The 13,308-nt window shown below is 60.7% G+C and carries 8 protein-coding genes; 6 read left to right on the top strand and 2 right to left on the bottom strand.

The genetic code is table 11. From position 1 onward, the window contains the following. The first annotated feature begins 119 nt into the window (after positions 1–119). The 4 genes from ABD833_RS08720 to ABD833_RS08705 all read left to right on the top strand — a co-directional run bounded on the left by ABD833_RS08720 (position 120) and on the right by ABD833_RS08705 (position 6,255). Positions 120–3,110 (top strand): protein O-mannosyl-transferase family, encoded by a 2,991-nt coding sequence (locus ABD833_RS08720; RefSeq protein ID WP_345072381.1) that lies wholly within the window; start codon positions 120–122, stop codon positions 3,108–3,110. A gap of 161 nt (positions 3,111–3,271) precedes the next feature. After that, positions 3,272–4,510 carry a GWxTD domain-containing protein gene (locus tag ABD833_RS08715; RefSeq protein ID WP_345072379.1) on the top strand — a complete coding sequence of 413 codons (1,239 nt, stop codon included), beginning with the start codon at positions 3,272–3,274 and terminating at the stop codon, positions 4,508–4,510. After that, the gene (gene rlmB, locus ABD833_RS08710; protein WP_345072377.1) at positions 4,474–5,406 is read left to right on the top strand and encodes a 23S rRNA (guanosine(2251)-2'-O)-methyltransferase RlmB; all 933 of its coding nucleotides are present in this window, start codon (positions 4,474–4,476) and stop codon (positions 5,404–5,406) included. The genes ABD833_RS08715 and rlmB overlap by 37 nt, the downstream gene beginning before the upstream one ends. Before the next feature lie 177 nt (positions 5,407–5,583). Beyond that, positions 5,584–6,255: an outer membrane beta-barrel protein gene (locus ABD833_RS08705; RefSeq protein ID WP_345072376.1), complete on the top strand. Its 672-nt coding sequence runs from the start codon at positions 5,584–5,586 to the stop codon at positions 6,253–6,255. A gap of 87 nt (positions 6,256–6,342) precedes the next feature. Here the strand turns inward: ABD833_RS08705 and ABD833_RS08700 are convergent, their stop codons facing one another. Next, complete coding sequence (locus tag ABD833_RS08700) at positions 6,343–7,434, bottom strand: mannose-1-phosphate guanylyltransferase (protein WP_345072374.1); 1,092 nt, start codon at positions 7,432–7,434, stop codon at positions 6,343–6,345. Between the two features lie 253 nt (positions 7,435–7,687). Beyond that, positions 7,688–8,626, bottom strand: a complete 939-nt coding sequence (locus ABD833_RS08695; protein ID WP_345072373.1) for a KpsF/GutQ family sugar-phosphate isomerase — start codon at positions 8,624–8,626, stop codon at positions 7,688–7,690. Between the two features lie 121 nt (positions 8,627–8,747). Between ABD833_RS08695 and recQ the strand changes: the two genes are divergently transcribed. Together recQ and ABD833_RS08685 are read left to right on the top strand one after the other, a co-directional pair. Further along, entirely contained in the window at positions 8,748–10,943 is a 2,196-nt protein-coding gene (gene recQ / locus ABD833_RS08690) for a DNA helicase RecQ (RefSeq protein WP_345072372.1), read from the top strand. Positions 10,944–11,101: 158 nt separating this feature from the next. Next, positions 11,102–13,174: a M3 family metallopeptidase gene (locus ABD833_RS08685; protein ID WP_345072371.1), complete on the top strand. Its 2,073-nt coding sequence runs from the start codon at positions 11,102–11,104 to the stop codon at positions 13,172–13,174. The last annotated feature ends 134 nt before the right edge of the window (positions 13,175–13,308 follow it).

The following is a 13,308-nucleotide window of genomic DNA, read 5'->3' as shown; positions in this document are numbered from 1 at the left end:
CGGTGCGGCACGGCCAGAATTATTGCCTACTTTTGGCGCTTCTCCGATTTCCTTTTTTCGACTGGCCCCGTCGTGCATCGACGGGTGGGACTGTTTCCCGCCCCTACTCTCAAGCAAGTATGCGTAGTTACAAAAGCCTGAATAATCTGGTGGGCTGGCTGGTTTTCGCCGTCGCCACCATCACCTATCTGCTTACGCTGGAACCCACGGCTTCCTTCTGGGACTGTGGCGAGTTCATTGCCTGCTCCTACAAGCTGCTGGTGCCTCACCCGCCCGGCGCGCCCACCTTCCTGCTGCTGGGCCGCCTGTTTTCGCTGTTTTCCTTCGGTGATGCCACCAAGGTTTCGGTGCTGATCAACGGGCTGTCGGCCCTGAGCAGCTCGTTTACGGTGCTCTTCCTGTTCTGGACCATCACCATGCTGGCCAAAAAGCTGGTGCTGGACCGGCCGGGCATGCAGAACGACCGGTTTGCCGAGCCCACCTCGGGCCAGACCCTGCTGATTCTGGGAGCCGGTACCGTGGGCGCGCTGGCCTTCGCCTTCTCCGATTCGTTCTGGTTCAACGCCGTCGAGGCCGAGGTGTACGCCATGTCGGCGCTGTGCACGGCGGCGGTAGTCTGGATTATGATGAAGTGGGAAAACCGCGCCGACGAGCCGGATTCCGACAAGTGGCTGATTCTGATTGCGCTGGTTATCGGCCTCAGCATCGGGGTTCACCTGCTGAACCTGCTGGCTATTCCGGCCCTGGGCTTTATCTACTACTATCGTCGGCACGCCAACCCTACCCTGACGGGCGGCATCCTGACGCTGGTTATCAGCAGCGTGATTGTCGGGCTGATCCTGGCCGGCATCATCCCGGGCCTGCCGTCATTGGCCGGCGGCTTCGAGGTGTTCTTCGTGAACAGCGTGGGGCTGCCGTTCAACTTCGGCCTGGTGATTTTTCTGGCGTTGTTCGTAGGCCTGATCTGGTTCGGCTTCCGCTATTCGTTCCGCACCCAAAACCGCCTGGTGAACACGGCCATGCTGTGCCTGGTGTTTATCCTGATCGGCTACTCGTCCTACCTCATTGTGCCGATCCGCAGCAGCTACCACCCTACCATCAACGAGAACAACCCGGAAGATGTGCTGTCGTTCGTGAGCTACCTGAAGCGGGAGCAGTACGGCGACCGGCCGTTGCTGTACGGTCCGCAGTTCAGCGCCGAGCCCATCGACCAGAAGGAAGGCGCGCCCCGCTACGTGCGCAAGGGCGACCAGTACGTGGTAGCCGAGCGCCGCCTGGAAACCATTTACCGCGACGAGGACAAAATGCTGCTGCCGCGCATCTACAGCCCCGACCCGAGCCACATCTACAACTACAAGAAGTGGGTCGATATTCAGGAAGGCGTGAAGCCCACGATGGGCCAGAACCTGAGCTACCTGTTCAAGTACCAGATCGGCCACATGTACTGGCGCTACTTCCTCTGGAACTACGTGGGCCGCGAAAGCGACATTCAGCAGGCCGGCGTGATCTGGCCTACGGATGGCGGCAAAGCCGGCCTGCCGGAGCGCATTGCCGACAGCCCGGCCCGCAACAACTTCTTCGCTATTCCTTTGATTCTGGGTTTGCTGGGCCTGTTCTTCCACGCCCGGCGCGACGGCCGCAACGCCTTCGTCGTGGGCCTGCTGTTTCTGTTCACGGGTCTGGCCATCGTTATTTACCTCAACCAGCCGCCTATTGAGCCCCGCGAGCGGGACTATACCTTCACCGGCGGCACCTACGCCTTTGCCATCTGGATTGGCCTGGGCGTGCTGGGGCTGGCCGATTTGCTGAAAGCCGTGCTGAAAGCCGACGGCACCCGCGCCATGGCCGCCAGCCTGCTGGGCCTGCTGGCCCCGGGTCTGATGGTGGCCCAGGGCTGGGACGACCATGACCGCTCGGACCGCTACAACTCCGTGGATTCAGCCAAAAACCTGTTGAACAGCTGCGCGCCCAACGCCATTCTGTTCACCAACGGCGACAACGACACCTTCCCCCTCTGGTACGCCCAGGAAGTGGAGGGCATCCGCACCGACGTGCGCGTGGCCGTGCTGAGCTACCTGAATACCGACTGGTACATCAACCAGATGAAGCGGCGCTCCTACCTGTCGGAGGCGCTGCCGGTTTCGATGAGCGCGGAAGACTACGCCCAGGGCACCAACGACTACCTGCCCTACGTGGAGAATCCGGTGGTGAAGGAGGTCAACCTGAAGGAGTTCGTGCAGCTCGTGGACCAGGACAGCCCCCTGCTGCAGGTGCAGACCCAGAGTGGCCGCGCCATGCTCTCGTTCCCGACCCGCAAGTTCTTCCTGCCCATCGATACGGCCGCCGTGCAGAAGCTGGGCATTATTCCCAAAGACCGCCGCAAGCAGCTGGTATCGCGCATGGAGTGGGATATGGGCAAAGGCGCCATTGAGAAGAAAAACCTGGTGATTCTGGACATGCTGGCCACCAACAACTGGAAGCGCCCGATCTACTTCTCCACGACCGTCAACTCCGACGACTACATGAACCTGCAGCCTTACTTCCAGCTCGAAGGCATGGCTTACCGCATCCTGCCCGCCCGCGACCCGAACTACGACCCGCGTAGTCAGGATGATGGCTACGTAGCTAAGGACCTGATGTATGAAAACCTGATGACCAAGTTTGCCTACCGCAACCTGGACCGGGCCGACATCTTTTACGACGAAAACAACCTGCGCTTCCCCGGCAACTACCGCCGGCAGTTCTCCCGCCTGACCGATACCTACCTTGCCGAAGGCAACAAAGCCAAGGCCAAGCAGGTGATGGATAAGGCTTTCGCGGTGATGCCCGACAAATCCATTCCCTACGACTACACCATTCCGCAGTTCGTGGTGCCGCTGGTGGCCGTGGGCGACAAGGCCCGCGCCAACGAGATTATGGACACCATGACCAACCGGGCCCAGCAGTCGTTGGCCTACTACAGCACCCACAACAGCGCCTTGTTCGACCTGGAAGTGCAGACCAACCTGATGGCGCTGCAAAGCGTGTACCGCGCCGCCGAACAGGTGGGCGACCAGGCCCGGGGCAAAAAAGCCTTCGACCTGCTCAACCAGTACTACCCGCGCCAGTAGCCGGTCAGCAGTACCGTTAATAAACAGCCGCTCCGGTTCCGGAGCGGCTGTTTGCGTTGGTAGCACCACCAGGCCGGCGCCTGGTTGCTGCCGGCCGCCGTATCCTAAATTGGTGCCGGCTACGTTCAATACCTCCGTATCAATCCTGCGCTGCCTTCGTGATGCCCCGCCTTTCTACTTCGCTGGTATTATTGTCCCTGCTGCTGGGGTTCCTGCTGTTAGGCCGGGCCGAACTGACCGCGGCCGGACCGCGCCGCGACTTTGCCGGGCTTTACAATGCCCAGCGCCGCCTGCAGCTTGATACCCGCCGCGAGGCCGACAGCCTCCACTTCTACCTGCTCTTCCCCGACGGCAGCGTGTTGCAGCGCCAGTATCCGCTGCGCGTGGCGGCCTGGTCCGGCTACGACGCCCGGCGCCCCCTCTGGCAGGATACGGTACGCCACCTCAGCCGCCGGATCCGGCCGGTCGGAGCGGCCGCCTGGGTTGAGTTTTCCCTGCCCGCCGCTACCCTCACTCCCGGCCAGGTGCTGAGCCTGACCTGTGGTCCCGTCGATGAGGCAGATTCCGGTGCCGGCGCATGGCTGACGATTACGCCCGAACGCCTGGGCCGCACCTTCCTGCTCACCGATTCCGTGGGCGACCCGCTGCTGCGCCGCGCCGTGCGCGTTGGAGCACAGGTGCGGGTGGACAGCTACGGGCCGGAGCTGCCGGTGCTGGCCAGGCTCTACTCCACGGCCGGCTTCAGCGCTGCCCTCCCGCCCATGACGGACCTGGCTACCCAGCCGGCCGCACCCCGCACGCTGGGTCTGGTTGATTCGCTGTTTTTTCGCGCCGGCCAGGAACTGCGCCTGCGACGCCCGGGACTGTATGCGCTCCGGGTTGGGGCCAACCTGCGCCCCTTGCCGCTGCTGGTGGAGGATAACGAGTTTCCGGAACTGAAAACGGCCGACGACCTGATTCAGCCACTGATTTATCTGACTACCTCGGCGGAGCGCAAAAAACTCTACAATGCCCCCAATCCCAAGCAGGCCGTCGATGCATTCTGGCTGGCCGTGGCCAATAACAATCAGACGATGGCCCGCCAGCTGATCCGCACCTACTACGGCCGGGTAGCCGAGGCCAACCAGCTGTTTTCGGCCCATAAAGCGGGCTGGCGCACCGACCGGGGGCTGCTGTATATCGTGCTGGGGCCACCGGAAGCAGTGTATCGGACGGCCACGGAGGAGCGGTGGGTATACCGCGACACGGGGCGCGGCAACGCGACGTACACGTTCCGGCCCAAACCGAGTACCTTTGCCCCCGAACACTATGAATTGGTGCGCCGACCCGAGTATGAACTGCTTTGGTATGCCGCCGTGGAGCAATGGAGAAAAGGACTGACCGCCCCGACCGGCCGCTAAAGGAGCGCCGCACGTATTTTGATTCCGAAAACCGGCCCGTACCCCGCGACGGTGGCCGGGAGGAACGGCCGGCAGCACCCCGCGCCGAAGGCCGCCCCCCTATCGGCGACGGCAAGCCCCGCTACCCCCACCGTCCCGCCGCCGACCGCAGCATCGACATGCTCTTCGGCCTGCGCCCTATTCAGGAAGCCCTGAATGCGGCCCGCACCCTGGAGAAGATCTATCTGCTGCGCGGTACCAAGAACAGCATGACTCAGGAAATCACCGAGCTGGCCAAAGCGGCCAACGTCCCGGTGTCCCTGGTTCCGATTGAGAAGCTCAACGACCTCACCCGCAAAAACCACCAAGGCGCGGTAGCCTTCGTGTCGCCCATCGACTACGCGCCACTCGACAATATCCTGACCGGGCTGTATGAGGAAGGCAAAGTCCCGCTCCTGCTCCTGCTCGACCGGGTGACCGACGTGCGCAACTTCGGCGCCATTGCCCGCAATGCCGAGTGTATGGGCGTCCACGCCATTGTAGTCCCCAGCCGCGGCGCCGCCCAGATCAACGGCGACGCGCTCAAAACCTCGGCCGGGGCCCTGAACATCATCCCGGTGTGCCGGGAGCCCAACCTGAAGGAAACCATCGGCTTTTTGCAGCAGTCGGGCGTGACGGTGGTGGCCTGTACCGAAAAGGCCGATGCCAGCCTCGAAGCCGGCACCGTGGACATGACCGGCCCCGTGGCCGTGCTCATGGGCAGCGAGGAAGACGGCATCTCGCCCGAGTACCTCAAGCTCGCCGACCACAAGCTCCGCATCCCGATGGCCGGCCAGATTGGCTCCCTGAACGTGTCGGTAGCCAGCGGCATCATGCTGTTTGAAGTGCTGCGCCAGCGCCTCCGTAGCGGGCAGTAGCCATTACCCTTCTTTTGTTGAAAGCCTGCGGATAGACTATCCGCAGGCTTTTTGCATTCCGTCCGTCGGCCCGACCGGGCGCGGCGAATATTTAGAAAGCGACTTGCAACTTCCGGCAGCGCCAACGGGTCATTTGAGTGACTTACGGGCACTCAGCCCATTTTTCTATCCTTGCTCATGCTAAAAAACACCCTGGCTATTGCCGCGCTGCTCACCGGATTTTCCCTCATTGCTCACGCCCAGGATACCCCCCACCGCTTCGAAGCAGGCCTGGAGCTGGTCAATTATTCGCCCTTTGCGAAGCAGCAATATAGCTACGCCACCAGCCAGCTCAACGACAAGGCGCAGTGGGCTTCCGGAGCCGTATTCCGCTACAATCTCGGACGCTTTGGGCTGCGCTCGGGCATCAGCTACAACAGCGGCTCCAGTATAACCCAGAACCCCAGCAGCTGCGCCGACTGCCCGGTGGGCGGCGCCAACGGCCGCGACCTGCGCGTGCGCCTTGGCGGGCAGTACGCGGCTATTGCCAAAGCACCGTGGCTGTACGTTTTCAGCGAGTTTTATTACCGCAGCTTTCTGTCGAAGGGCAACTTTACCGGGGGCCTGTGCGGCTGCCTGGACACGGAGGTGACAGTGAAATCCAACGGCATCGGCAACAGCACCGGCTTGGGGGCCAAAATGCGCGTCTGGAAACACTTCTACCTCAATCCCGAGGTGTACTACGATGTACTGCGGGTTCCTAATACCGTCACCAGCAACGACCGCAATTCGGGTACTACGCAGCAGTATGACACCCGCACCAAGGTGCAGGCTCCGGCTGTGCGCGTAAACGCCATTATAGCCTTCTAGCCCGCGTCGGCACCCTTTTTATTACGCGCAAAAAGGCCCGCTACACTGTGTAAAGGGCCTTTTCAATTTTCTTAGCACACAGGGCGTTTAGTTGTAGCCGTTGCCTTTTTTCGATTTCACGTCGGCTACGAAATCCTTCACCCGCTGCTCCTCGGTGCGCTTGCAGATGAGCAGCACGTTGTCGTATTCGGCAATGATATAGCCTTCGAGGCCCTGGACTACCACGAGGCGGTCGGCGGGGGTTTTGATGACGCACTCCCGGGTGTCGTAGAGCAGCGCGTCGCCGTCCACCACGTTATTGTCGGCGTCGTGGTGGCCCATGCGGTGCAGAGAGTCCCAGGTGCCCAGGTCGCTCCAGCCGAAGTCGGCGGGCAGCACGTACACGTTGTCGGCCTTTTCCATCACCCCGTAGTCGATGCTGATGTTGCGGCAGCGGGTGTAGGCCTGGGTGATAAAGTCGGTTTCGGCGGAGGTTCCCAGCTGCTCGGCCCCTTCGTCGAAGACCTCGGCAATGTCGCCCAGGTACTGGTGGAAGGCGTGGATGATCGTGTCGGCGCGCCATACGAACAGGCCCGAGTTCCAGAGGAAGTCGCCGCTGTCCAGGAACATCTTCGCCAGCTCCAGATTCGGCTTTTCGGTGAAGGTCTTGACCTTTTTCAGCCCTTTGGGCAGGGGCCCTTTCTTCTCCTCGCTCAGATACTGAATGTAGCCGTAGCCGGTATCGGGCCGCGAAGGCTGAATGCCGAGCGTGAGCAGAATTTCGTGGGCCCGGGCCGCATCCACGGCTTGGGTGATGATGCGCTGGAACTCCACTTCGCGCAGCACCGCGTGGTCGGCGGGCGTCACGATAATCACGGCCTTGGGGTCGCGCTGGGCGATACGGTAGCTGGCATAGGCAATGCACGGGGCCGTATTGCGGCCGATGGGCTCCCCCAGAATCTGGTCGGCGGGCAAATCGGGCAGGTGCTGCCGCACCAGGTCGGTGTAGTCGCGGTTGGTAACGATAAACACGTTTTCGGGCGGGCAGATACCCTGAAAACGCTCCACCGTGAGCTGCAGCATCGAGCGGCCCACGCCCAGCACGTCGTGAAACTGCTTGGGCAGATAAGTGCGGCTAAAAGGCCAGAAGCGGCTACCAATGCCGCCCGCCATCACGACGAGGTAAGTATTTTGTTCCATAGTTTCGGGAGCCAGAGCGGGGTGAGAGGAAACAACTGGCTTTGGGGCGTGCTAATATCTGCTTTTGTTGGGAAGCGAAGCGGTAGTCGTGCTGCTACGGTTTTTTATCGGCTGTCATCCTGAGCCTGCGAAGGGCCTTATCAGGGCTGAACAAGTCGTTGGTATACCCTCCGACGGGATAAGGTCCTTCGCAGGCTCAGGATGACAGGGCCTTGCACCACTTCCCCATTTCACAACTTCCCCAACTCACCGTTTACACCAGCCCTTCGCGCAGCAGGTCGTGGAGGTGAATGAAGCCGCTGAAGCGCCCGTCTTCCGTGACGATAAGCTGGGTGATGTTACGATCCTGCATCCGCACCAGGGCCTCGGCCGCGAAATCCTCCACGTCGACGGTCACGGGACCGGGCGTGAGAATGTCGCGGGCCCGCACGGCTTCCAGACTGGTGAAGTTGGTGAGCATGCGCCGCAGGTCGCCGTCGGTGATGATACCCAGGAGCTGCTCCCCGGCCAGATTCAGCACGGCGGTAGCCCCGAGGCGCTTACCCGATATTTCGAGGATGATGTCCTTGAGCGGCGCGTCTTCCCGCACCTGCGGGGCCTGGTTCTGCCGGCTCAGGTCGCCCACTTTCAGGTAAAGCTTCTTGCCCAGCGTGCCGCCGGGGTGCAGGCGGGCAAAGTCGGCGGTGGTAAACTGCCGCGACGCCAGCAGACACACGGCCAGCGCGTCGCCCAGGGCCAGCGCGGCGGTGGTGCTGGTGGTGGGCGCCAGGTTGTGGGGGCAGGCCTCGCGCAGCACCGGCGCGTGCAGCACGTAGTTGGCCTGCACGCCCAGGTAAGAGTCGGCATTGCTGACCAGCGCGGCCAGGGGTACGCCTTTGCGCTTGAGCAGGGGCACCAGCACTTTTATTTCGGGCGTGTCGCCGCTCTTGCTGATGGCAATGACGAAATCCTCGGGCTGAATCATGCCCAGGTCGCCGTGAATGGCGTCGGCGGCGTGCATAAACAGCGCTGGCGTACCCGTCGAGTTCAGGGTAGCCACCATTTTGCCGGCAATGTGGGCGCTTTTGCCAATGCCGGTGACGACGACCCGACCCCGCAATGAGAGTATGGCAGCTACGCATTGTGCAAAATCAGGCGTCCGGGCAATGGCCTCCGCCACCCCACGAATGGCTTCTGCTTCTTCGAGAAGCACTTTTTTTGCAATCGAGATGGTGTCGTTCTGCGGTTTCAATCTAAATTTGTATAGATTGAGTAGTCAACCCCGGAGGGTTGATGCTCAATTCTGCAACCCAATAGAGCAAGTGAGAATGTCGATGCCAGCCGTAACCCAAGTCGTCCCGCGAGAGGCTGATCTGAAGGGCAAGTTAAAGGAAGTTTTTGGGTACGGGCAGTTCCGGGGAACTCAGGAGGCCATCATCCAGAACGTTATCAAAGGCCACAATACCTTTGTTATTATGCCTACGGGCGCCGGTAAGTCGTTGTGCTACCAGCTGCCCGCCCTCATTCTGCCCGGTACCGCAATCGTGATTTCCCCCCTGATTGCGCTGATGAAAAATCAGGTGGATCAGCTGAATGCCTTTGGCGTAAACGCCCAGTTTCTGAACTCCACGCTCACCAAGGCGGAAATCAACCGCGTGAAGCGCGACGTGATCAGCGGCGAGGTGAAGCTGCTTTACGTGGCCCCCGAGAGCCTGACCAAAGACGAAACCATCGATTTCCTGCAAAAGGCCACTATTTCCTTCGTCGCCATCGACGAAGCCCATTGCATTTCGGAGTGGGGCCACGACTTCCGGCCCGAGTACCGCCGCATCCGGGGCATCATCGACAACATCGGCCAGGTGCCCATTATTGCCCTCACGGCCACGGCCACGCCCAAGGTGCAGCTCGACATCCAGAAGAACCTGCAGATGGACGAGGCGTCAGTGTTCAAGACGTCGTTCAACCGCACCAACCTCTACTACGAAGTCCGGCCCAAGCACAACACCAAGAAGCAGCTGATTCAGTACGTGAAGCAGCACAAGAACAAGGCGGGTATCGTGTACTGCCTGAGCCGCAAGAAGGTGGAGGAAATTGCCGAGCTGCTGCGCGTGAACGACGTGAAAGCCCTGCCCTACCATGCCGGCCTCGACCCGCAGGTGCGCATGCACAACCAGGATGCCTTCCTCAACGAGGACTGCGACGTGATTGTGGCCACCATCGCCTTCGGCATGGGCATCGACAAGCCCGACGTGCGCTTCGTGATTCACTACGACACCCCCAAAAGTATTGAGGGCTACTACCAGGAAACCGGCCGCGGCGGCCGCGACGGCCTGGAAGGCAACTGCCTTATGTTCTACAGCTACGACGATATCGTGAAGCTGGAGAAGTTCAACAAGGACAAGCCCGTGACGGAGCGCGACAACGGCAAGCTCCTGCTCCAGGAAATGGCCAACTACGCCGACTCCGCCGTGTGCCGGCGCAAGCAGCTGCTGCATTACTTCGGCGAGCATTTCGAAAAAGACTGCGGCTTCTGCGACAACTGCCGCCACCCCAAAGAGCGGTTCGAAGGCCGCGACGAGGTCTTGATGGCCCTGAAAGCCGTGATTCAGACCGAGGAGCGCTTCGGCCTCGACCACATCGGCACGGTGCTCATGGGCATGAACAATGCCCACGTGGAAAGCTACGGCCACAACACGCTGCCCGTATACGGGCAGGGGAAGGCGCACGACGCCCAGTTCTGGCACTCGGTGCTGCGGCAGGTTCTGCTGAGCGGCATGCTCGAAAAAGACATCGAAAACTTCGGGGTGGTGAAAATCGCGCAGAAAGGGCTTGACTTTATCGGAAATCCTCACTCTATTAAGCTCACCAAAGACCACAACTACGAGGAAAAGGTGAAAGAGGAACAGGAACAGGAGGAAGTACAGCAAGCCGCCGGCCACGACGAGGCCCTGTTCGAGATGCTGAAGGGCCTCCGCAAAAAGGTTGCGAAGGAAAAAAACCTACCTCCCTACGTCCTGTTTCAGGATCCGTCGCTGAAGGAGATGGCCACTACCTTCCCCACCAAGATGGACGACCTGGCCCACGTCGGCGGGGTGGGCTCGGGCAAGGCCCAGAAGTTTGGTCATCCCTTCCTGACGCTGATTCAGCAGTACGTGGACGACAACGATATCACTACCGCGGCCGACGTGGTAGTGAAGTCGGCCGTGAACAAGTCGAAAATCAAGATCTACATCATCCAGCAGATCGACAAGAAGATGGACCTGGAGGAAATTGCCTCCTCCAAGGGCATCGACATGCGCGAGCTGATGGAGGAAATCGAGCACATCTGCTACTCCGGCACCAAGCTCAACCTCGACTACTATATCAACGGGGTGCTCGACTATAGCCGCCAGGAGGAAATCACCGACTACTTCCTGCAGGCCAGCACCGACAACATCGCCGTGGCCCTGAAAGAGCTGGGCGCGGATGAGTACACCGAGGAAGATCTGCGCCTGATGCGCATCAAATTCCTGAGCGAGTACGCCAACTAGCGGCCTGAATTCCATTCGCAAGCTAAAAGCCACTCCCGCCAGGAGTGGCTTTTTGGTGGGCGGGAGCGCCGGAAGCAGCCCCTGGCTTAGGGGCCGGGTTGGGAGACGTTTCCGGGGGATATCTTACCTTCGAAGCCGCACTTCTCAACCCCACTTGTATGTCCTTTCACACTTGCTTTACCCCTTCCCGGGCGGGCCTGACCTTGCTGGTTGGCCTGTCGGCACTCCTGAGTGCCGCCGCGGGCTCCAATCCGCTGACGCCGGCCTTCAACCAGCCCATTGCCTTCGCCAAAGTCACCAAAGCGGATGTGCAACAGGCCACGGCCACGGTAATCACCGGCACGAAGTCCTCGCTGACGGCTATCTACAACGTAGCGGCCGGCAAGCGCACCTTCGCCAACACCATGGTGGCGCTGGACAACCTCGGGGATGCCATCGACCGGGTCGCGGGCCCGATCAGCATCCTGTTCAACGCCAGTCCCGACTCGACCATCCGGAACCAGTCGCAAAAGAGTCTGGCCCAGATCAGCAAGTATGGCAACGAGCTGGCCCTGGACGAGAAGCTCTACCGGGCCGTGAAGGACTACTCCAAAACCAAGGAAGCCCAGGCCCTGACCGGCCCCCGCAGGAAGTTTCTGACCGAAACCATTGAGGACTACGAGCGCAACGGCTTCGCCCTGACGCCGGACAAGCGCCAGCAGCTCCAGACGCTGAACAACAAAATTGGGGATCTGACCATCGCCTTCGGCGCCAACATCGCCAGGGACCAGAGCTTTTTGCTGGTAAGCGAGGCCGACCTGAAAGGCCTGCCCGAAGACTTTAAAAAGAGCCGCACGAAGGCCGGCGACGCCTACCGCATCACCCTGGACGGCCCCACCTACGGCACGTTCATGAAGTACGCCGAGTCGGAGGCGATGCGCAAGCAGCTCTACGTGCTTTATAACAACCGCGCCGCCGACTCCAACCTCGACGTGCTTAAGCAAATTCTGATTGAGCGGCAGAAAAAGGCGCAGCTGCTGGGCTATAAAACCTACGCCGCCTACCAGACCAGCAGCCGCATGGCCAGGAATCCGGAGACCGTATGGGCTTTCGAGAACAAGCTGGTAGACCGGGTGAAGCAGAAAAGCCGGCAGGATCTGGAGGAGCTGCTGGTGGTGAAGCGCGCCTACCTCAAAGACCCCAACGTGAAGCTACTGGCCCCCTGGGAAACGTCGTTCTACAGCAACATCCTGATGAAGGACAAGTACCAGCTCGACGCCGAGAAGGTGAAGGAATACTTCGAGGTGAACCACGTGATTGATGGCTTGTTTCAGACCACCCAGCAGCTGTTCGGGCTCAAGTTCAACGAGGTGCAGGACCCGTCGGTGTGGCATAAGGAGGCCCGTATGTTTGAGGTGCAGCGCGAGGGCAAGCTCATCGGCCGCTTCTACCTCGACCTGTTTCCGCGCGACAACAAGTACACCCACGCGGCCTGCTTCGGCGTGGAATCGGGCAAGGCAACGCCCAAGGGCTACCAGCTACCCACGGCCGTGCTGCTCTGCAACTTCAACGCCCCCACCCCCGGCAAGCCCGCGCTGATGAGCCACGGTCAGGTGGTCACGTTCTTCCACGAGTTCGGGCACGTGATGCACAACCTGGTGACCACCGCCGAGTTGTCGGGCCAGTCGGGCACCAGCGTGAAGCGCGACTTCGTGGAGGCGCCGTCCCAGATTCTGGAGAACTGGGCCTGGAACTACGAGGCCCTGAAAACCTTCGCCCGGCACTACCAGACGGCGGAAGTATTGCCGAAAGACCTGTACGACAAGATGTGGGCCGCCCGCAACGTGGGCTCCGGCCTGGCCGCGTCCCAGCAGATTCTGTACGGTACGCTCGACATGACCCTGCACGACAAGTTCGACCCGAACGGCCCCGAGACGACTACCGAGGTACTGAAGAAGCTACAGAATCAGATTACCCCCTTCGCCTACCTCGACGGCACCAACATGCAGGCTTCCTTCGGCCACCTGACCGGCTACGGCGCGGGCTACTACGGCTATATGTGGTCGAAAGTGTACGCCGAAGACATGTTCTCAGTATTCGAGAAAAACGGCGTAATGGACCAGAAAACCGGCCTGCGCTACCGCGACATGATCCTGGCCAAGGGTGGCACCGACGACGAATACCAGCTGGTGAAAGCCTTCCTGGGCCGGGAGCCCAACCAGGAGGCGTTCTTTAAGTCGCTGGGCCTCTGAACCACGGATTCGTCCGGATTTTTCGGATTGGTCGGATTTTGTAGTCGATTCTCTACGAATAAGAAAGGCCACCCATTCGGGTGGCCTTTCTTATTTTGGGCTTGCTGAGCTGAAGCCAGCGCCGTCCACAAAAT

The organism is Hymenobacter fastidiosus (assembly GCF_039539565.1).
GTDB classification, from domain to species: domain Bacteria; phylum Bacteroidota; class Bacteroidia; order Cytophagales; family Hymenobacteraceae; genus Hymenobacter; species Hymenobacter fastidiosus.
This window is presented reverse-complemented; position numbering and strand designations above follow the sequence as displayed.

What these genes read in the sequence shown, in the direction of transcription:
- rlmB (WP_345072377.1), top strand. Translation starts at nt 4,474, where the DNA reads ATGGAGAAAAGGACTGACCGCCCCGACCGGCCGCTAAAGGAGCGCCGC.
- recQ (WP_345072372.1), top strand. Translation starts at nt 8,748, where the DNA reads ATGCCAGCCGTAACCCAAGTCGTCCCGCGAGAGGCTGATCTGAAGGGC.
- ABD833_RS08700 (WP_345072374.1), bottom strand. Translation starts at nt 7,434, where the DNA reads ATGGAACAAAATACTTACCTCGTCGTGATGGCGGGCGGCATTGGTAGC.
- ABD833_RS08685 (WP_345072371.1), top strand. Translation starts at nt 11,102, where the DNA reads ATGTCCTTTCACACTTGCTTTACCCCTTCCCGGGCGGGCCTGACCTTG.
- ABD833_RS08720 (WP_345072381.1), top strand. Translation starts at nt 120, where the DNA reads ATGCGTAGTTACAAAAGCCTGAATAATCTGGTGGGCTGGCTGGTTTTC.
- ABD833_RS08705 (WP_345072376.1), top strand. Translation starts at nt 5,584, where the DNA reads ATGCTAAAAAACACCCTGGCTATTGCCGCGCTGCTCACCGGATTTTCC.
- ABD833_RS08715 (WP_345072379.1), top strand. Translation starts at nt 3,272, where the DNA reads ATGCCCCGCCTTTCTACTTCGCTGGTATTATTGTCCCTGCTGCTGGGG.